This window comes from Kosakonia oryziphila (assembly GCF_900094795.1).
GTDB classification, from domain to species: Bacteria; Pseudomonadota; Gammaproteobacteria; order Enterobacterales; family Enterobacteriaceae; genus Kosakonia; species Kosakonia oryziphila.
In genome coordinates this window covers 17,201-35,775 of sequence record NZ_FMBC01000049.1, presented here as the reverse complement: position 1 = coordinate 35,775, position 18,575 = coordinate 17,201, and the positions used below count along the sequence as shown (strand labels likewise).

Annotated in this window: 18 protein-coding genes, 3 pseudogenes and 1 other annotated feature; of the genes and pseudogenes, 4 read left to right on the top strand and 17 right to left on the bottom strand. The window is 53.4% G+C overall.

What is annotated here, in order from left to right; genetic code table 11:
* The 3 genes and pseudogenes from GA0061070_RS19640 to GA0061070_RS19630 form a co-directional block, all read right to left on the bottom strand.
* The coding region (locus GA0061070_RS19640) for a transposase (protein ID WP_167353602.1) at positions 1–285 on the bottom strand (285 nt) is incomplete at its 3' end.
* A gap of 43 nt (positions 286–328) precedes the next feature.
* Positions 329–680: pseudogene (locus tag GA0061070_RS19635) on the bottom strand (IS4 family transposase); the annotation flags it as partial.
* A 99-nt stretch (positions 681–779) separates the two neighbouring features.
* Positions 780–1,784 (bottom strand): NAD-dependent epimerase, encoded by a 1,005-nt coding sequence (locus GA0061070_RS19630; RefSeq protein WP_090137657.1) that lies wholly within the window; start codon positions 1,782–1,784, stop codon positions 780–782.
* A gap of 202 nt (positions 1,785–1,986) precedes the next feature.
* Between GA0061070_RS19630 and wzzB the strand changes: the two genes are divergently transcribed.
* A complete protein-coding gene (wzzB, locus tag GA0061070_RS19625) occupies positions 1,987–2,970 on the top strand; it encodes an LPS O-antigen chain length determinant protein WzzB (protein ID WP_090137661.1) in 984 nt (327 codons plus the stop codon).
* Positions 2,971–3,000: 30 nt separating this feature from the next.
* Here the strand turns inward: wzzB and GA0061070_RS19620 are convergent.
* The 10 genes and pseudogenes from GA0061070_RS19620 to hisL form a co-directional block, all read right to left on the bottom strand.
* Positions 3,001–4,321: pseudogene (locus tag GA0061070_RS19620) on the bottom strand (IS4 family transposase).
* A gap of 117 nt (positions 4,322–4,438) precedes the next feature.
* Positions 4,439–5,050: a bifunctional phosphoribosyl-AMP cyclohydrolase/phosphoribosyl-ATP diphosphatase HisIE gene (hisIE, locus tag GA0061070_RS19615; protein ID WP_007371298.1), complete on the bottom strand. Its 612-nt coding sequence runs from the start codon at positions 5,048–5,050 to the stop codon at positions 4,439–4,441.
* Positions 5,044–5,820, bottom strand: a complete 777-nt coding sequence (gene hisF, locus GA0061070_RS19610; protein WP_090137656.1) for an imidazole glycerol phosphate synthase subunit HisF — start codon at positions 5,818–5,820, stop codon at positions 5,044–5,046. The genes hisIE and hisF overlap by 7 nt, the downstream gene beginning before the upstream one ends.
* On the bottom strand, positions 5,802–6,539 hold the full coding sequence (hisA, locus tag GA0061070_RS19605) for a 1-(5-phosphoribosyl)-5-[(5-phosphoribosylamino)methylideneamino]imidazole-4-carboxamide isomerase (protein WP_090137655.1): 738 nt from the start codon (positions 6,537–6,539) through the stop codon (positions 5,802–5,804). The genes hisF and hisA overlap by 19 nt, the downstream gene beginning before the upstream one ends.
* Positions 6,539–7,129 carry an imidazole glycerol phosphate synthase subunit HisH gene (hisH, locus tag GA0061070_RS19600; protein WP_090137654.1) on the bottom strand — a complete coding sequence of 197 codons (591 nt, stop codon included), beginning with the start codon at positions 7,127–7,129 and terminating at the stop codon, positions 6,539–6,541. The genes hisA and hisH overlap by 1 nt, the downstream gene beginning before the upstream one ends.
* Positions 7,129–8,196 (bottom strand): bifunctional histidinol-phosphatase/imidazoleglycerol-phosphate dehydratase HisB, encoded by a 1,068-nt coding sequence (hisB, locus tag GA0061070_RS19595; protein WP_090137653.1) that lies wholly within the window; start codon positions 8,194–8,196, stop codon positions 7,129–7,131. The genes hisH and hisB overlap by 1 nt, the downstream gene beginning before the upstream one ends.
* A complete protein-coding gene (gene hisC, locus GA0061070_RS19590; protein ID WP_090137652.1) occupies positions 8,193–9,254 on the bottom strand; it encodes a histidinol-phosphate transaminase in 1,062 nt (353 codons plus the stop codon). The genes hisB and hisC overlap by 4 nt, the downstream gene beginning before the upstream one ends.
* Positions 9,251–10,555: a histidinol dehydrogenase gene (gene hisD, locus GA0061070_RS19585; RefSeq protein ID WP_090137651.1), complete on the bottom strand. Its 1,305-nt coding sequence runs from the start codon at positions 10,553–10,555 to the stop codon at positions 9,251–9,253. The genes hisC and hisD overlap by 4 nt, the downstream gene beginning before the upstream one ends.
* Before the next feature lie 4 nt (positions 10,556–10,559).
* Entirely contained in the window at positions 10,560–11,459 is a 900-nt protein-coding gene (gene hisG / locus GA0061070_RS19580; RefSeq protein ID WP_090137650.1) for an ATP phosphoribosyltransferase, read from the bottom strand.
* 35 nt (positions 11,460–11,494) lie between these two features.
* Positions 11,495–11,617, bottom strand: a sequence feature (His leader region).
* Positions 11,593–11,643 carry a his operon leader peptide gene (gene hisL / locus GA0061070_RS24890; protein ID WP_001364200.1) on the bottom strand — a complete coding sequence of 17 codons (51 nt, stop codon included), beginning with the start codon at positions 11,641–11,643 and terminating at the stop codon, positions 11,593–11,595. Its footprint overlaps the feature before it by 25 nt.
* A gap of 450 nt (positions 11,644–12,093) precedes the next feature.
* Here hisL and GA0061070_RS19575 point away from each other — a divergent pair, with 450 nt between their 5' ends.
* Complete coding sequence (locus GA0061070_RS19575; protein ID WP_090137649.1) at positions 12,094–12,918, top strand: SDR family oxidoreductase; 825 nt, start codon at positions 12,094–12,096, stop codon at positions 12,916–12,918.
* A 533-nt stretch (positions 12,919–13,451) separates the two neighbouring features.
* Positions 13,452–14,810, top strand: coding sequence for an APC family permease (locus tag GA0061070_RS19570; protein WP_167353601.1), 1,359 nt, complete (start codon positions 13,452–13,454; stop codon positions 14,808–14,810).
* A gap of 77 nt (positions 14,811–14,887) precedes the next feature.
* Here GA0061070_RS19570 and sbcB read toward each other — a convergent pair whose 3' ends face one another.
* On the bottom strand, positions 14,888–16,318 hold the full coding sequence (gene sbcB, locus GA0061070_RS19565) for an exodeoxyribonuclease I (RefSeq protein WP_425256067.1): 1,431 nt from the start codon (positions 16,316–16,318) through the stop codon (positions 14,888–14,890).
* A gap of 174 nt (positions 16,319–16,492) precedes the next feature.
* Between sbcB and GA0061070_RS19560 the strand changes: the two genes are divergently transcribed.
* The gene (locus tag GA0061070_RS19560; RefSeq protein WP_090137648.1) at positions 16,493–17,674 is read left to right on the top strand and encodes a tyrosine-type recombinase/integrase; all 1,182 of its coding nucleotides are present in this window, start codon (positions 16,493–16,495) and stop codon (positions 17,672–17,674) included.
* Here the strand turns inward: GA0061070_RS19560 and GA0061070_RS19555 are convergent.
* The 3 genes and pseudogenes from GA0061070_RS19555 to GA0061070_RS19540 form a co-directional block, all read right to left on the bottom strand.
* Positions 17,655–17,846: a helix-turn-helix transcriptional regulator gene (locus tag GA0061070_RS19555; RefSeq protein WP_090137647.1), complete on the bottom strand. Its 192-nt coding sequence runs from the start codon at positions 17,844–17,846 to the stop codon at positions 17,655–17,657. The genes GA0061070_RS19560 and GA0061070_RS19555 overlap by 20 nt on opposite strands.
* 226 nt (positions 17,847–18,072) lie before the next feature.
* Complete coding sequence (locus GA0061070_RS19545) at positions 18,073–18,390, bottom strand: ClpX C4-type zinc finger protein (RefSeq protein ID WP_090137645.1); 318 nt, start codon at positions 18,388–18,390, stop codon at positions 18,073–18,075.
* Positions 18,387–18,563: pseudogene (locus GA0061070_RS19540) on the bottom strand (ATPase); the annotation flags it as partial. The pseudogene GA0061070_RS19540 and the gene GA0061070_RS19545, both read right to left, overlap by 4 nt.
* Positions 18,564–18,575 lie beyond the last annotated feature (12 nt).

Genomic DNA, 18,575 nt, shown 5'->3' with positions numbered 1-18,575 from the left:
CTGTTCCGGGTAAAGCCCTTTTTTACGGCAGTATTGCGCGAGTTCTGTTTCGCTGAGTGTGGCGGTTTCAATAATCACAGCCAGCCGGGCTTCGGCTGACCATTGGTCTGTGGTTTTGTCTGCACCCGGCACCGGTATTCCCTCTGCTTTCGCCTTGTTACGCCAGTAATAGAGGGTAGCTTCCGATATCCCTTCCATCTGTGCAACTGCGGTGACGGTCATGTTGTAAGGCGGCAGTAATTTAGCCAGTGCAGCAGCTTTACGTTCTGGTGAAATTCGTTTCACGATCTGTTCCCATCCTGTCATTAGTATTTTCGATGGGGGTGACAACTATCCTGACAGAGGGGGAAGGATAGCCACTCCAGTCCACGGCAATGACACAAACTGAAAGGCTGTGTGTGAGGCGGGATATAAGCTGCTGGTAGACGGCGGGATATAAGCTGCTGGTAGACGGCGGGAATATCACTGAACATCAGGTCACTGTTGAGGTGCCGGTCAACACGCTTAATCTTGTGCTTAACACGTGCGGGGCCTGGCAGGTATCGGCCGATGCTGGTAAGAGAAAGCGAAGCACCACGCGTCAGGGCCACGGTCATATCGAGCAGGGCGTTTTTACGGTACTGATGAATGGAGTTCAGGGACTGGCTGAAAAATTTATGGCAAACTTGTGAAACAGGCATAGAGGAGTGACCTTACTTTTGGTGGAACACTAAGTAGATCACAACCTTCTATGCCTGTCTTTATTTATGGGGAACCGTCAGCCCATCAAGGCCGTTTTTTTATATCTTATAAAAATCTCTGTACCACTCAACAAAACGTTTGACCCCTTCTTTAACCGAGGTTTGTGGTTTGAAACCAATCGTTTCGTACAAGGGTTGAGTATCCGCACTGGTCTCCAGCACATCGCCCGGTTGAATTGGCAGCATATTTTTCTGGGCTTCAATGTCCAGCGCCTCTTCCAGCGCCGTAATGTAATCCATCAACTCCACCGGCGAGCTATTGCCGATGTTATAGAGGTGATAAGGCGCAGAACTGCTGGCCGGTGTGCCAGTTTCAACCGTCCAGGCCGGATTGGCCTGCGGGATAACCTCCTGCATACGGACAATCGCTTCAACGATATCGTCAATATAGGTGAAGTCGCGCTTCATCTTACCGTAGTTATAAACGTCGATGCTTTTGCCTTCCAGCATCGCTTTGGTGAATTTAAACAGCGCCATGTCCGGGCGGCCCCACGGGCCATAAACGGTGAAGAAACGCAAACCGGTAGTGGGTAATCCGTAAAGGTGAGAGTAGGTGTGGGACATCAATTCATTGGCTTTTTTGGTTGCCGCATACAGCGAAACCGGATGATCAACAGAATCATCAGTGGAGAACGGCATTTTACGGTTCAGGCCGTAAACGGAACTGGAGGAGGCATAGAGCAGGTGCTGTACTTTATTATGGCGGCAACCTTCCAGTACGTTCAGATGCCCAATGAGATTTGATTCGGCATAGATATGTGGATTTTCCAGCGAGTAGCGTACGCCAGCCTGCGCTGCCAAATGGATCACCCGGTCGAACTTCTCAGTTGCAAACAGCTGTGCCATATTTTCACGGTCGGCGAGATCAATCTTGTGGAAGCTGAAGCCTGGTGAGGCCAGCAGATCCAGGCGTGCCTGTTTAAGACTCACATCGTAATAATCATTGAGATTATCAATCCCGACAACCTGGTGCCCTGCCTGCAAAAGACGCTTGCTGGCGTGGAAGCCGATAAAGCCGGCAGCGCCGGTAACCAGAAATTTCATCTCTCATCCTTTATGACATCTAATACAATTCGCATATTGTATGATGCTGGCAGGCTAATCGCTATAAGTTATAGACATCAGAATATGGTGAAATAATAAACAGAAAAACATATTTACATGTAATCTTATAGAAAAAAAAGCATGAATGGTTAAACTCGCTCTCTATACTATTTCTTTTATGCGCTTTTCATTTAAGGTTGCTATGACGTACGAAAAAAATGGCTTCCCAGCCAGACGAGATAGAGATCAAGAAGATATTGATTTAATTGATCTTTTTTTGCAAGTTTGGCGTGGAAAATGGCTCGTTGGATCATTTGTTCTGTTGTTTCTGGTTATTGCTGTCGTTTATTTAAACGTTGCCAGGGAGAAATGGACTTCCGTCGCTGTGATCAGTTCGCCTGATGCCGGGCAGATTGCCAGCTATACGAACGCCATGAGCGTCCTGAATAATGATGGCAAATATGACATGCCTGACATTCAGCAGCGCGTAATTGGCCGTTTTAATGCGGCTTTTTCTGCGTTGGCTGAAACACTTAACAACCAGGATGAACCCGAAAAACTGACCATTGCCCCTGCGGTGCAGGGGCAACCGCTACCTCTCAAACTGACTTATCAGGGCCAGACGGCCAGGGAAGCTCAGCAAAAACTGGCGCAATATATTGAGAAAGTGGATCAACAGATCGCTAAAGAACTGATCGATGATTTAAACGCCAGTATTAAATCACGTACGGCCGATTTGGTTGAAACGCTCGCCGCGCAGGAAAAAGTGGCTCAGGAGCAAAAAGATCTGCGTATTAAGCAGATTTCTCAGGCGCTCTCCGTTGCGAAGGCGGCTGAGGTACAGTCACCGCAGGTGCGTCAGACAGAAAACGTGTCACAGGATACATTGTTCTTGCTCGGTAGTTCAGCGCTGGAGTCAATGATCAAGAATGAGTCCTCTCGTCCGCTGGCGTTCTCGGATGAATACTATAGAATCAGGCAAAACCTCCTGAATATTCAGACCATTGAGGTGAATCCGGAAAGTATTCATGGCTACCGTTATGTTATGAAGCCCACGGAACCGATTCACCGCGACAGTCCTAAACTGGCATTGACACTGGTGCTGGCGGTTTTACTGGGGCTTATTGTTGGTTCAGGCTATGTACTGATGCGTAATGCCTTCAGGAATCATCAGTCAAACGCGTAAATAAAAAAACCGGGCTAGCCCTAATGCTGGTCACTTAAGGTGACCAGCAACCTTTTTATCCGGATACTTTTTGCATTTTGCTCTCACCTCTCGCGGGTAACTTCGCTCCCGTCTCATGGGCAACACACAGTGTTTCGCCTGTTCGTAAAACCTTTTTAGCTCCCCCGGCACGGTTCCCGGCGAGGCCCACGGCAGGGTTATCGGCAGCCGCATCATCTCTGTTATCGCACTGCTGAAGCTCAGTTGGTACGGCAGATAATCCTTTCAGATGGTACGCCATTCTCACCATCTGGTAGCGCACCAGATTATAGGTCAGCAGTACACCCCACAGCTCCTGTCGCACCATCTCCGGTAACCGGCTGCGCAGCGTCCACCTGTTACACAACATTCCCTGTTTCGCCTCCCGGTAGCCCTGCTCGATTTCCCACCTGTGCCGGTATAACTCAACCACTGCCGCACCCGGATAACGGCAGGCATCTGTCAGCGAGGTCAGCACCTGCCGCTCCACGCCATCTATCTTCCTGGTCACAAGCCGCGCCGTGATTTCCTCCGGCAGCGCTGCCCATTGTTTTCTCGCCTGCGGTGTCGTTCTGATTTTTACCAGACTGTCCCGCCGCCCCAGTTTATGGATGACTTCATACTGCGTATTCTTTTTCAGCGGCAACAGCCAGTGCCGGTTTTCACCCGCATTCTGCCAGTGGTGCAGCAGCCCCGTTGAGTAAAAACCTTTATCGAACAGCGTGATGCTGTTGTCTGACGCACTACTGCTCAGGCGAGCCGCCAGCCGCATTTTATTGACGTCATAGCCGTCAAATTCACTGCCCTGTATCAGGTGGCTGCTCAGCTCCATCAGACACACCATTCTCACCTGCGGATAACCTCTTTCACCGTGCTGATTTGACGCCTTACCGAAGGCATCGTTATTTTCCGGGGTGTCCTGTGTACGCCAGACCACACCGTCAACCCCGCAGAGTCTCAGACCGTGCCAGTGCGGATGGTTCGCCTGCTCATGCCAGTGAAGCTGTGTGAGTTCAAACAGTTCCCTGACGGCATTCTCCCCCGGGGTCTTACGGCGCTGTATAACCGAACTTCTGGCCGTAAAAGGCGAGCCGGTGCTGTCCACAATATCCATCAGATTGACAATTTCGGTCAGGGGGCGATGACAGAAAACGGACATGCCGACAACCAGCCATATCATCGACTCGAGAGGCAGTTTACGTTTACGCAGCGTGACGGTGTCAGAGAGTGTAAGCGCCTTGCGGATAAGCGCTTCGGGAATAAGGTCGGCGAGATTACGGGCCTGCTCAGGAGAGGCGAGGTTGATGATGCCGAGGGCTTGTGAGAGTTCCATTAAAAAGGGTCCATGCAGAAACATGAACCCTTTGTACACCAGCCACCGGATCGGTCAACCGATCCTTAAACGATCAGCATTAGGGCCAGCCCGGTTTTTTTACGCCTTACCTACGCCTTACTGATGCCGCTTGCGCAGGTTCTCAATCACGGTCGTCAGATCCAACTGTTGATCCTGCAACAGTACCAGCAGGTGGTACATCAGGTCAGAGGCTTCATTCGTCAGCTCTTCGCGGTCGTGTACGGTCGCCGCCAGCGCGGTTTCCACACCTTCTTCCCCGACTTTTTGCGCGATACGCTTGGTGCCGCTGGCATACAGTCTGGCCGTATAGGAACTGGCCGGATCGGCGGTTTTACGCGATGCCAGCAACTCTTCAAGCTGATACAGGAACAACCACTGATGGCTGTTATCGCCAAAGCAGCTTGAGGTGCCGGTGTGGCAGGTCGGCCCGATCGGGTTTACCAGCACCAGCAGGGTATCGTTGTCACAGTCCGGGGCGATATTAACCAAATTAAGGAAGTGGCCAGAGGTTTCCCCTTTGGTCCACAAACGCCCTTTGGTGCGGGAAAAAAAGGTCACTTTACCGCTTTCCAGCGTCTTCGCCAGTGCCTCTTTGTTCATATAACCCAGCATCAGCACTTCGCCGGAAACCGCATGTTGCACCACGGCGGGCAACAGTCCGTCGGTTTTTTCCCAGTCCAGTTGGGCCAGTTGTTGCTCTGTTAACATACCCTTATCTCCACACCCTGGCTTGCCAGGAACGTTTTTAATTCGCCAATATTAATTATCTGTTTATGGAAGACAGAAGCGGCCAGCGCACCGTCAACATCCGCGTCACGGAACGCTTCCAGGAAATGCTCCATGGTGCCTGCACCGCCGGAAGCAATCAGTGGAACATGGCACACCGCACGCACTTTCTTCAACTGCTCAAGATCGTAACCGTTACGCACGCCATCCTGGTTCATCATATTCAGCACGATTTCCCCGGCACCGCGTTTCTGCACTTCCTGCACCCAGTCCAGCGTTTCCCATTTTGTCACGCGGGTACGGCTTTCATCGCCGGTATACTGGTTTACGTGGTATTTGCCGGTCGCGGCATCAAACCAGGTATCAATCCCCACCACAATACACTGCACACCAAAGCGGTCAGCCAGTCGGGTGATCAACTCAGGATCTGCCAGCGCCGGAGAGTTGATGGAGATTTTATCCGCGCCGAACGAGAGAATTTTTGCAGCATCATCGGCAGATTTAATACCGCCTGCCACGCAGAAGGGGATATCAATCACTTCCGCGACGCGCGCAACCCAGCTCTTATCCACAACACGGCCATCACTCGAGGCGGTGATATCATAAAACACCAGCTCATCTGCGCCTTCTTCGGCATAGCGTTTTGCCAGTGGAACAATATCGCCAATAATTTCGTGATTGCGAAACTGCACGCCTTTCACCACCTGGCCATCACGTACATCGAGACAAGGGATTATCCGTTTTGCCAGCATTGAATGGCCTCCTTCACAGTGAATTTACCTTCCAGCAGTGCGCGTCCGACAATCACGCCGCGTACGCCGGTACCGCGCAGGGCGGCAATATCATTTATATCGCCAATACCGCCGGAGGACTGGAACGCCACGTGCGGCCAGCGTGCGCAAATCTCTTCGTACAGCGAAACGTTGGAGCCTGCCAGCGTACCGTCGCGGGAAATATCCGTACACAGCACATGTTTCAGGCCCACAGTGAGGTAGGTTTCCACCAGCGTCTCCAGCGTGACGCCGGAATTCTCCTGCCAGCCGCTGACTGCCACCTGTTTCGTACCCTGTTCATCAATACGCACATCCAGTGCCAGCACCAGCCGGTCTGCACCAAAACGGGTGAACCAGCCTTTTACCACTTCCGGGGATTTGACGGCGGTCGAACCGATCACCACCCGCGCCACGCCAGCATCAAGCAGGGCAGCGACATCTTCTTCACTGCGCACGCCACCGCCGACCTGTACCGGAATATTTACCCCGGCGACCAGCGTTTTCAGTAGCGGGATCTGGCGTTTAGCTGGATCTTTCGCTCCGGTTAAATCCACCAGGTGCAGAATTTCGGCACCTTGTGCAGCATAATCCTGTAAACGCGGCAGCGGATCGTTGCCGTAGTCACGCTGCTGCGCATAATCGCCCTGATGGAGACGCACCACCGTGCCGTCGATTAAATCTAAAGCGGGAATAATCATCACATCTCCAGGAAGTTTTTCAGTAGCTGTGCGCCCGCGCGCCCCGAGCGTTCCGGGTGAAACTGCACGCCATAAAAGTTATCTTTTTGCACGGCGGCGGTGAACGCTTCACCGTAGTGGCACTGGGCAATGGTATATTCATTGACCGGCATCGCGTAGCTGTGAACAAAGTAGAAATACGCGCCATCCTCAATGCCCTGAAACAGGCGGTTACCCGCTTTGGGATAGACCTGGTTCCAGCCCATATGCGGCAGCGGCAGGCCGACATCTTTCATTTTCGGCACATCCTGGTCGATGATGCCCAGCAAATCGACGCCCTTATTCTCCTCGCTGAAACGGCCCAGCAACTGCATGCCAAGACAAATACCGAGCACCGGTTGGGTGCAGGCTTTCACCAGATCGATAAGTTCGCGCTCACGTAACTGGTCCATCGCCGCTTGCGCCGTGCCAACGCCGGGAAGAAACAGTTTGTCGGCGCGCAGCACCACATCCGGATCGCGGCTCACTAGCGGTTCATACCCGTGACGAGCGATGGCAGATTTCACCGAATTCAGGTTGGCGCAGCCGGTATCAAGGATCACCACAGTCATTACAGCACTCCTTTTGAGGAGGGAAGGGTATCGCCTTCCACGCGAATTGCCTGACGCAACGTGCGGCCGAAGGCTTTAAACAGGCTTTCCACTCGGTGATGGTCGTTTTTGCCTTTGGTCTTCAGATGCAGGGTCAGCGCCATGGTGTAGGAGAGCGAGCGGAAGAAGTGCTCGACCATTTCGGTGCTCAGATCGCCCACGCGCTGATAGGTGAACTCAGCTTTATATTCCAGGTGCGGACGGCCGGAGATATCCATGGCGCAGCGTGCCAGACACTCATCCATTGGCAGTACAAAGCCAAAACGGTTGATACCGCGTTTGTCGCCCAGCGCCAGTTTCAGCGCTTCGCCCAGCGCAAGGCCGGTATCTTCCACGGTGTGGTGATCGTCAATATAGAGGTCGCCTTTAACGGTGATCTCCATGCGGAAACCGCCGTGGGTGGCGATCTGATCCAGCATGTGGTCGAAGAAACCGACGCCGGTGTGAATTTTGCTGCTGCCTTCGCGATCCAGCCACACTTTGACATCAATCTGCGTCTCTTTGGTGGTGCGTTCCACGTGCGCATAACGATCGCGGCGCGTCAGTTGCTCGCCAATCATCGCCCAGTTCAGCGTCTCGCGGTGATAGCGCAGACCGCCGATCCCCATGTTGTCCGCCAGTTCGATATCGGTTGCGCGGTCGCCAATCACATAGCTGTTGGCGCGATCCAGAGCCTGTTCCGCCAGCCAGCGCTCCACCATTTTCACCTTCGGTTTGCGGCAGTCACAGCCATCGTCGGGGAAATGTGGGCAGATCAGCACCTCTTCAAAATTCACCCCTTGCGAGGTCAAGATCTGCATCATCAGATGATGCGGGCCATCGAAATCGGCCTGCGGGAAGCTGCTGGTGCCCAGACCATCCTGATTGGTGATCATCACCAGTTGATAGCCCGCTTTTTGCAGCTTCAGCAGCACCGGGATCACCTCTGGCTCAAAGGCCAGCTTGTCGAAGCTGTCGACCTGAAAGTCGCTCGGCGGCTCGGAAATCAATGTTCCGTCACGATCAATAAACAGGTACTTCTGACTCATAATTGCTCCGCACGTAAGGCGTCGATGACGCGCTGGCTCTCTTCACGGGTACCGATGGTGATGCGCAGGCAGCCGCTCAAAGAAGGTTGTTTGTTCTGGTCTCTCAGGATAATGCCCTGATCCCACAAAGATTTAAACACCGTACTGGAGGCCGTCAGGCGCACGAGAATATAGTTCGTTTCTGAGTCGAACACCTGTTCAACGCACGGAATATCCTTTAATGCGCTAACCAGATACTGGCGCTCCGCGAGGATCTGTGCCACACGCTCACGCATGGCCACAATACCCAGCGGGTTGAGTGCTTGCGCGGCGATGTCGGCCACCGGCGTAGAGAGCGGGTAAGGAGCGATCACTTTCAGCAGCAGGGCGATCACCTCTTCATTGGCAAGCGTGAATCCACAACGCAGGCCTGCCAGCGCAAAGGCTTTCGACAGCGTGCGCAGCACTACCAGATGCGGATATTCTGCCAGCCAGCCGACCAGCGTCGCCTGCGGGCAGAATTCAATATAGGCTTCATCGGCTACCACAAGGGCTTTACCGCGCGTCATTTCCAGCAAAACGCGCATATCCTGCGGCTTGATAATCTGTCCGGTCGGATTGTTCGGGCTACAAACGTAGACCACTTTCACGCCGTCCAGTTTGTCAGCGATAGCCGGTAAATCGAGCTGCCAGTCTGTCAGCGTCTGCACGGTACGGTACTCTACGCCCAGCGTTTCGGCGCTGACGCTATACATGCCGTAAGTTGGCGGGCAAAACAGGACCGCATCCTGACCTGGTTCGCAGAAGGCGCGGATCAGCAGTTCAATACCTTCATCTGCGCCACGGCTGACCAGTACCTGCTCCGGTTTCACCCCGGCATACTGCGCATAATTTTCGATAACCGCTTTCGGCTGGCACTCCGGATAACGGTTCAGCGTCTGTTGTGTGAGTTCATATTGCACAGCTGTCGGGAACTCGTTAGCGTTCAGCCAGACATCCCCTTTGCCGCCCAGGCGGCGGGCCGACTGGTAAGGTGTCAGTTTGCGTACGTTTTTACGCGCCAGTTCTTCGATGCTCATGCTTGCTCCTTCAGCGCCTTGACGCGCAGAGTGACTGCGTTTTTGTGGGCGGTCAGACGTTCAGCCTCCGCCAGCGTTTCAATGGTGCTGGCAAGCTGCGCAAAACCATCGCGCGAGAGTTCCTGCACTGTCATGCGTTTCTGGAAATCCGCCAGCCCCAGGCTGGAGCAGGTGGCGGTATAGCCGTAGGTCGGCAGAACGTGGTTAGTGCCGGAAGCGTAATCGCCAGCCGATTCCGGCGACCAGTCGCCGAGGAACACTGATCCGGCGCTGGTGATACCATCGACAAGCGAGCGGGCATCGCGGGTCTGAATAATCAAGTGTTCCGGGCCGTAGAGATTGGAAATCGCCACGCACTGCGCCAGATCGCGCGCCACAATCAGGCGGCTGGCAGAGAGCGCCTGGCGCGCGGTTTCCGCGCGCGGCAGATCCGCCAGTTGACGTGCAACGGCGTCGGCAACACGGGAAGCCATATTGCTGTCCGGCGTCAGCAGGATCACCTGAGAATCGGGGCCGTGTTCCGCCTGCGACAGCAGATCGGAGGCCACAAAATCCGGCGTTGCGCCGCTGTCGGCAATCACCAGCACTTCAGAAGGGCCAGCCGGCATATCAATGGCTGCGCCATCCAGACGCTGGCTCACCTGGCGTTTGGCTTCGGTAACAAAGGCGTTTCCTGGCCCGAAGATCTTGTCAACTTTCGGTACGGATTCGGTACCGAAAGCCAGTGCTGCAATGGCCTGCGCGCCGCCGACTTTAAAGATCTCCTGTACGCCGCATAGCTGTGCGGCATAGAGAATTTCATCAGCAATGGGGGGCGGCGAGCAGAGCACCACTTTCTGGCATCCAGCGATACGTGCCGGCGTTGCCAGCATCAGCACCGTGGAGAACAGCGGGGCCGAACCGCCGGGAATATACAGGCCTACGGAGGCGATAGGGCGGGTCACTTGCTGGCAGCGTACGCCTGGCAATGTTTCCACATCCACTGTCGACAATTTTTGCGCGTTGTGGAAGGTGTCGATATTTTTCACCGCCACGGCCATCGCTTGCTTGAGTTCGTCACTCAGTCGGGCGCTGGCATCGCGGATTTCGCCAGCGGTGACTTTCAGCGCGTCAACCTGCGTTTTGTCGAATTTGGCGCTGTACTCGCGCAGTGCGTTATCGCCGCGCGCGCGAACATTATCAAGGATCTCCACCACCGTGCGGGTGATGCTCTCCGAGGCTGAGATAGCCGGGCGCATCAGCAGGTCGCGTTGCTGTTGTTCGCTACAACTGTTCCAGTCAATTACGGTATTGAAGCTCATGGCCTTACTCCATCATCTTCTCAATTGGCAGAACCAGGATGGAGCTGGCGCCCAGCGCTTTGAGTTTTTCCATCGTTTCCCAGAACAGGGTTTCGCTGCTCACCATGTGCATCGCCACGCGCTGCTGATCGCCCGCCAGCGGCAGAATTGTCGGGCGTTCAGCACCCGGCAGCAGAGCGACAACTTCTTCCAGACGCTCGCTCGGCGCGTGCATCATGATGTATTTCGATTCACGGGCCTGAATAACGCCCTGGATGCGGGTCAGCAATTTATCGACCAGTTGCTGTTTGGCATCGCTCATCTCGCCGTCGCGCTGGATAAGGCACGCTTTCGAGCGGTAAATCACTTCGACTTCGCGCAGACCGTTGGCTTCCAGCGTGGCGCCGGTTGATACCAGGTCGCAAATCGCGTCGGCCAGACCGGCGCGCGGGGCGACTTCAACAGAACCGTTCAGCAGACAGGATTTGAAAGAAACACCTTTCTGATCCAGGTAGCGTTTCAACAGGTGCGGGTAAGAGGTGGCGATGCGTTTGCCATCCAGCGCTTCCGGGCCGTTCCAGGACTCATCCACCGGCGTAGCCAGTGACAGGCGGCAACCGCCAAAATCGAGACGGCGCAGGGTGAAGTAGCGCGGATCTTCGCCCTGTGCACGGCGGTTCAGCAACTCTTCTTCAAGCACGTTCTCGCCAATAATGCCCAGGTCGACGACACCGTCCATCACCAGCCCCGGAATGTCGTCATCGCGTACGCGCAGAATATCGATCGGCATATTTTCCGCCAGTGCGATCAGACGCTGCGTGTGCAGGTTGATCTTAATGCCGCAGCGGGCCAGAAGTTCGCGAGAGTCATCACTCAGGCGGCCGGATTTCTGAATAGCTATGCGTAAACGCGTGTTATCTAACATTCTGTTGTCCTCTTTATCCTGCTGAATTTGGTTCAAAAAAAAAGCCCCCGGAAGAAGATCTTCCGGGGGCTTTCTCTGCGTTCACGCACCACTGGAAGATCCAAACGTCTTCCAGCACACATCGCCTGAAAGACTAGTCAGGATGATGGTGATGATGGTGGTGTTTAAATTGAACGCGGGTCATAAAATTCTCAATGAATGCTTATTCACATAATGCTGATTAACCTAAACCACTTTAGCTGACAAACGCAAGGGCTTTTTTTCATCATTCACTCGTTCATTTCATATATACCCTAAATAATTCGAGTTGCAGGAAGGCGGCGACACAGCGACAAATTCGTCGGGAACGAATTTGCCCAACCGAAGGTTGGCCTCCGGTGAGAGACAGGATGTCTCTCAGTAATCCCCGGGAGCTTACATAAGTCCGTGACTGGGGTGAGCGACAAATCTGCCGGGCGCAGATTTGAACGCTGTAAGCAGTGGCCCCGAAGGGGTAAGGCTCAGGGATGAGCCGAATAAAAAAGCCAATGCACATGCAACTTGAAGTATGACGGGTATACATTGTATGAATTGCCAGTTGTCGCTGGCTGGCGTAGCCTTGAAGAGTCAGGTGCCGGAAAGGAGGGAAGGAAGCATGAAAAAGGTCGCAATTGTCGGGTTAGGATGGCTGGGCATGCCACTGGCATTGTCATTAAGGGCGCGTGGCTGGCAGGTGACCGGCAGCAAAACTCGCCCTGATGGCGTGGAAGCCGCGCGTATGTGCGGTATCGAAAGTTATGTGCTGAATCTCGAACCAGAGCTGGTATGTGATGCGGACGACCTCGACGCACTGATGAATGTTGATGTGCTGGTGATTACGCTTCCCGCGCGGCGCAGTGGGCCTGGCGAAGAATTTTATTTGCAGGCGGTGCAGGAAATTGTTGATAGCGCACTGGCGTATCGTATTCCACGCATCATCTTTACCAGTTCGACGTCGGTATATGGCGATGCTGCTGGCGTCGTGAAAGAGAACACCCCGCGCAAGCCGGTAACGGCCAGCGGACGGGTACTGAAAGAACTGGAAGACTGGCTGCACAATTTGCCAGGGACTTCCGTTGATATACTGCGCCTGGCGGGGCTTGTCGGGCCTGCGCGTCATCCGGGGCGATTCCTCGCCGGAAAAAACGCACCCGACGGTCAGCATGGCGTTAATCTGGTGCATCTGGAAGATGTCATTGCGGCGATCACGCTGCTGTTACAGGCGCCAAAAGGCGGGCATACCTATAACCTTTGTGCGCCGTCTCATCCCTCGCGAGAAAGCTATTATACGCAGATGGCGCGCCAGCTTGGACTGGCACCGCCGCATTTCCTCGAATCCACGTCTCACGATAAGGGCAAAGTGATTGATGGCAGCCGGATTTGTAATGAGCTGGGCTTCGAATATCTCTACCCCGATCCGTTTAATATGCCGCTGGCGTGACGATTTTTGTGCAAAAAATGCTATTGACATGATTAATAATTCGCCAAAAGCTTAAAAGTCAGTCGTTTGAATGCACCAATACCGTGAGTTGGCTCGCACGGTATTGTCATCGCGCCTCAATATGGTGCAAAATATGCCACTGCGAAAATATACCCGTCATACTTCAAGTTGCATGTGCGTTGACTTTCCTTGCTCACCCCAGTCACTTACTGGAGTAAGCCCGTGAGGATTACTGAGAGACATCCTGTCTCTCACCGGAGGCCAACCTTCGGTTGGGCAAATTCGTTCCCGACGAATTTGTCGCTGTGTCGCCGCCTTCCTGCAACTCGAATTATTTAGGGTATAGAGAGTAACCGACCTTAATCCGTCGGTTATTTTTTTGCGGGCAAAAACGTCATTCAATACAAAGAGGCCGGGCTTCGTACCGGATAGATACACATTTAAAAACCGACAGTCGTTGTCGCTGAGGAAAGAACACAAATGGGGCAATTATTTGCTTTTGCGGCGGTATACACCGTTCTGGGGGGATAGCCATGTCGCATAACGTTACTCCAAAAACCTCTCGCGTGGAATTACGAAAGACGCTTACGTTAATTCCGGTTGTAATGATGGGCCTTGCCTATATGCAGCCAATGACGCTGTTCGATACATTTGGTATCGTCTCCGGCCTGACCGATGGTCATGTCGCAACCGCTTATGCGTTTGCGCTGGTCGCCATCCTCTTTACTGCGTTGAGCTACGGTAAGCTGGTGCGCCGCTTCCCGTCCGCTGGCTCAGCGTATACCTATGCACAGAAATCTATTTCTCCGGCTGTTGGCTTTATGGTCGGCTGGTCATCGCTGCTGGACTACCTGTTCATGCCGATGATCAACATTCTGCTGGCGAAAATTTACTTCGAAGCGCTGGTGCCGTCCGTGCCATCGTGGATTTTCGTGGTCGCGCTGGTGGCTTTTATGACCATCTCTAACCTGCGCAGCATAAAGACCGTGGCGAACTTCAACACCCTGATCGTCATCCTGCAAATGGGGATCGTTTCGGTCATCGTCGGCCTGATCATTTACGGCGTTTCACACGGTGAAGGTGCAGGCACGCTGGTCAGTTCTCATCCCTTCTGGTCTGAAGGCGCACATGTGGTGCCGATGATCACTGGCGCAACCATTCTGTGCTTCTCGTTCCTGGGTTTTGACGGCATCTCTTCTCTTTCTGAAGAGACCAAAGACGCTGAACGTGTAATCCCGCGCGCTATCTTCCTCACTGCGTTGATTGGCGGCGTGGTGTTTATCGCGGCATCATACTTCTTGCAACTCTACTTCCCGGACATCTCCCGCTTTAAAGATCCGGACGCTTCGCAGCCGGAAATCATGCTGTACGTTGCCGGTAAAACCTTCCAGTGGGGCGTATTGATCTTCTCCAGCGTTACGGTACTGGCTTCCGGTATGGCGGCACATGCGGGTGTCTCCCGTCTGATGTACGTAATGGGCCGCGACGGTGTGTTTCCGTCCCGTTTCTTCGGTTATGTCCATCCGAAATGGCGTACCCCGGCGTGGAACGTTCTGCTGGTCGGCGCGATTGCACTGCTGGCGATTAAATTTGACCTGGTAACGGCAACGGCGCTGATTAACTTTGGGGCGCTGGTGGCATTCACTTTTGTGAACCTGTCGGTGATCTCGCAGTTCTGGATCCGTGAAAAACGCAATCAGACGCTAAAAGATCACGTCAACTATCTGGTTTTGCCGGTGTGCGGTGCGCTGACAGTAGGCGCACTGTGGATCAACCTTGAGCAGAGTTCAATGATTCTGGGCCTCATCTGGGGCGCAATCGGCCTGGTTTATCTGGCCTGTGTTACTCGCAGTTTCCGTAACCCGGTTCCGCAGTACGAAGACATCGCGTAAATCGCTTACGCAGAGTCAAAAAAACCGGAGGTTAAGGCCTCCGGTTTTTTTATGCTTTCAGGTCAGGCTATCCGCGCTCAGACAATCTCTTCTGCATACTGCCACAGTGCTTTCAGTAGCGCCTGCTTCTCACTATTACAGTCGTGCTGCTGGAACAGGGCCTGGATTTGTTCGGCGTACTGTTGCAAATACTCCGGCGTGAAGACGTTACGGCGATGCTGCAACCAGCGCTGCTGCTCGTTTTCATCCAGCGTGCCCGGGAAGTTGCGTGCCCGGTAGTTAAACAGCAGCTTTTCAATGCGACCGTCGGCAAAGGTAATATCGAGAGCGGGCAGGTTACGCGGCTCGGTTTCGAGCAGGATTTTCATCGCTGCGCGGTCGGCATCGCTGAAAAAGCCGTTGTAGATCTGCGTATCAACATTCTCTGACGGCACGAAGGGTTCGGCTTCAGCAAAAATAGCCAACACTTTTTCCCGCACCTGCGGGTTGTCGCGCAGAATTTGCAGGTTATCAAGGCACTGCTGGCGGTTAATACCCAGCCGCTCAGCATCCTGCGGACGCAGCGTATTGGCCTGCGCCAGCACCGGGCATTTATTCAGATGCACCAGCTTTACCGGCACCGCCGCGCTCTCGCCGAGATCCGCTTTCGGCGTATACAGACGCTCACGCAGCGCATCGGCATCCAGTTCCAGCAGCGGCGACATATCGCCTGCGAGATCCACCATAATTACCGCGTTGCGGTTCTCCGGGTGCCAGGCCAGCGGTGCAACCCAACTGGTATTGCCGCGCCATGCGCCGAACATGCCGGAAACATGCACCAGCGGCTTCATTTGCGGAACATCGATCAGCACCGCCAGCTTCTGCTTGTTGCGATGGCTATAGAGATAGTCAAACAGCTTCGGCTGTTTTGCTTTAACCAGTTGTGCCATCGCAATGGTGGCATACACATCGGCCATCGCATCGTGGGCATTGCTGTGTTCGATACCGTTGGCTTTTGTCAGATGCTCAAGGCGAAAACTCGGCAGGCCGTCGTCGTTCTCCGGCCAGTTGATACCGTCCGGACGCAGGGCGTAGCAGGCGCGCATCACATCCAGCAGATCCCATCGCGAGTTGTTGTTCTGCCAGCTCCAGGCGTAGGGATCGTAAAAGTTGCGATAAAAGATATTGCGCGTGACTTCGTCGTCAAAACGCACATTGTTGTAACCGAGTACGCAGGTTTTCGGTACGGTAAAAAGATCGTGAATACGCCGGGCGAACGCGGCCTCATTGTCGCCTTTGGCACGGGCAATCTGCGGCGTGATACCGGTTATCAGCACCGCTTCAGGCTGCGGCAGGTAATCATCCGCCGGTTTGCAGTAGAAAACTTCCGGCTCGCCGATGACATTAAAATCGGCATCAGTACGCAGCGCGGCGAACTGCGCCGGGCGATCCAGCGCCGGGCTGGTACCGAAAGTTTCATAATCGTGAAAGAGAAAAGTGCTCTGTATACTTCCGTTTTTGTCTGTCACCTGATGTACGCGCCTGTTGATTTATGTACATGAAATTCAATGAGTAAGTGTCTCTTTTCGTCTGTTTATGTTTGCTTTTGTTTACCCGGTGATATTGTTGTTTATGTTTGTACATGCGATATTGAGTACAACTTGAGTACATAAATCACTTTATCGTTGAGTACATAAAACTAAATGGCTATCAGCGACACAAAACTACGTTCTCTCTATGGTAAACCATATTCCGGCCCTGCTGAAATCACTGATTCAGACGGACTTGGAATTCGCATAACCCCCAAAGGTGTTATCAGCTTTCAGTTCCGGTTCCGCTGGGATGGGAAGCAGCACAGGCTTGGGCTTGGGCGCTACCCAGGGCTAACCCTGCGCGATGCCAGAATCAAGACGTCCGAACTAAAAGAATCTATCGATCGCGGCATTGATCCGCGTATAGCTCTCAATGGGGCTGCCAACCGCGCCAAACCAACAGTTAAGGACTGCCTTGACTACTGGCACGACAACTACGTAAAGACGACGCTGCGGGATAAAACACAGGCACTTTATCGGGCCACAGTGATTAAGCACATGAAGGATGCCTTTGCTGGAATGCCACTGGAGGATATACCGGTTCGGCTTTGGGTCGAGCGGTTTACTGAAGAGGAAAAAATTAACCCCAGGCGTGCCAGACAATTGCTGGTGCAACTTCGTTCTGCGATCAGTTGGTGCGCGCGTCGTCAGTTTATCAGTTCACCCGAACTAATGTTGCTCCAGCCAAAGGATATCGGCGTTAAGCCGGAAGTAGGCGAGGTTACGCTTAGCTATAACCAACTGGCAAAGATCTGGCTGGCTATTGAGCGCAGTCGTGGTTCGACATCAAACCGGTTGTTACATCAGTTGTTGATGCTCTATGGCGCACGTAATAGCGAGTTGCGGCTAGCGATCAGAGGTGAATTTGACAGGGAAGAGGGTGTCTGGACCGTGCCGGCAGAAAAGAGCAAAACGAAGAAATTGATCCGTCGGCCAATATTTGGCGCTGCCGACGAGCTTTTAAAGAAAGCAGAGATGACTTACGGGAACACTCTTTTCCCCGGCCCACGTCTTAGTGTACCGATGACAATATCGGGGGCAAACCGTTTCATCGGTAGAATTCAGAGTATTGTAGGTGTTGGTGATTTTTCAGCTCACGATTTTCGCCGCACCCTGGCAACACGGCTTTCAGAAGAAGGTGTCGCCCCGCACGTTATTGAAAAGATGCTGGGGCATGAGCTGGGCGGCGTGCTTTCCGTCTACAACAAACACGACTGGATTGCTGAACAGAAAGCCGCCTATGAGCTTTACGCCGAAAAAATATTCTGGCACATCAGGAAGATTTCTGGTTGATGCCGCCGCTTAAAATCCAGTTCTCCACCGCGGACTTAAGGTACTGTTTGGGGTGGGTTCTGATTGGCTTCGGAAAATTATGATTCTCCGTGTACTTCCAGATCGTTGCGCGTGATGATACTTTCAGCATGCGCATCGCTTCCTGTTCAGTAATCATTTCAATGTCTACCATACTCACCTCACACCACACTCAGGCCACGGCAGTGGCACCACGTCTCATACATCCGCTTAACCACTTCCCGGCAGTAGTGGCCCTCACAATCCTTTGTCAGGTCATAGCGGCTTCCATACCGCCCGCGCACCCACATTTCAAAGGCTTTATTCACGATCACCCCACATCAACATCACGGTGATACAGATGCATGCAACGCAAATCACAATAGCTGTCGGCCAGTTCATCAGATCTCCCCCTTACGGTACCCTGCATCGAAAATGCTGCAGGCAAGAACAATTGCCTTTTCAGCGGTTAATGCTTCATCCGCCATGCACAGCATTGTTGACATCTCTTCGATGTATTTCTTTCGATACTCGGTGCGGCGATCCGAGACAATTTCATTGCACAAATCTATGCAATCGGTGCAGATATTTACGCCTGGCCCGGTTATCAACCTGTCTTCAGTGATAACCTGCTTGCAGAAGTTGCACACCGTTTTAGGGTCTGGCTCGCGCTGCGGGATTTGGCACCATTTATCCAGGTTGTTATAAATAGTCATCATTTCACCTCCACGACGATTCCTGCGATAGCACAAGCTCGTTCAATGGCTTCCTTCACCCAGCGCTTATAGGTTTCCGGGTGGAAAACCTCGCCCTTACCGCTGCCGCTCCAGAACGCTTTGGAACTGATGTCAGGCAGCGTGACAGTCAACGATTCACCACTGGTGACATCGTTAACCGGCGCTGG

What these genes read in the sequence shown, in the direction of transcription:
- GA0061070_RS19630 (WP_090137657.1), bottom strand. Translation starts at nt 1,784, where the DNA reads ATGAAATTTCTGGTTACCGGCGCTGCCGGCTTTATCGGCTTCCACGCC.
- wzzB (WP_090137661.1), top strand. Translation starts at nt 1,987, where the DNA reads ATGACGTACGAAAAAAATGGCTTCCCAGCCAGACGAGATAGAGATCAA.
- hisIE (WP_007371298.1), bottom strand. Translation starts at nt 5,050, where the DNA reads ATGTTAACAGAGCAACAACTGGCCCAACTGGACTGGGAAAAAACCGAC.
- hisF (WP_090137656.1), bottom strand. Translation starts at nt 5,820, where the DNA reads ATGCTGGCAAAACGGATAATCCCTTGTCTCGATGTACGTGATGGCCAG.
- hisA (WP_090137655.1), bottom strand. Translation starts at nt 6,539, where the DNA reads ATGATTATTCCCGCTTTAGATTTAATCGACGGCACGGTGGTGCGTCTC.
- hisH (WP_090137654.1), bottom strand. Translation starts at nt 7,129, where the DNA reads ATGACTGTGGTGATCCTTGATACCGGCTGCGCCAACCTGAATTCGGTG.
- hisB (WP_090137653.1), bottom strand. Translation starts at nt 8,196, where the DNA reads ATGAGTCAGAAGTACCTGTTTATTGATCGTGACGGAACATTGATTTCC.
- hisC (WP_090137652.1), bottom strand. Translation starts at nt 9,254, where the DNA reads ATGAGCATCGAAGAACTGGCGCGTAAAAACGTACGCAAACTGACACCT.
- hisD (WP_090137651.1), bottom strand. Translation starts at nt 10,555, where the DNA reads ATGAGCTTCAATACCGTAATTGACTGGAACAGTTGTAGCGAACAACAG.
- hisG (WP_090137650.1), bottom strand. Translation starts at nt 11,459, where the DNA reads ATGTTAGATAACACGCGTTTACGCATAGCTATTCAGAAATCCGGCCGC.
- GA0061070_RS19575 (WP_090137649.1), top strand. Translation starts at nt 12,094, where the DNA reads ATGAAAAAGGTCGCAATTGTCGGGTTAGGATGGCTGGGCATGCCACTG.
- GA0061070_RS19570 (WP_167353601.1), top strand. Translation starts at nt 13,452, where the DNA reads ATGTCGCATAACGTTACTCCAAAAACCTCTCGCGTGGAATTACGAAAG.
- GA0061070_RS19560 (WP_090137648.1), top strand. Translation starts at nt 16,493, where the DNA reads ATGGCTATCAGCGACACAAAACTACGTTCTCTCTATGGTAAACCATAT.
- GA0061070_RS19555 (WP_090137647.1), bottom strand. Translation starts at nt 17,846, where the DNA reads ATGGTAGACATTGAAATGATTACTGAACAGGAAGCGATGCGCATGCTG.
- GA0061070_RS19545 (WP_090137645.1), bottom strand. Translation starts at nt 18,390, where the DNA reads ATGATGACTATTTATAACAACCTGGATAAATGGTGCCAAATCCCGCAG.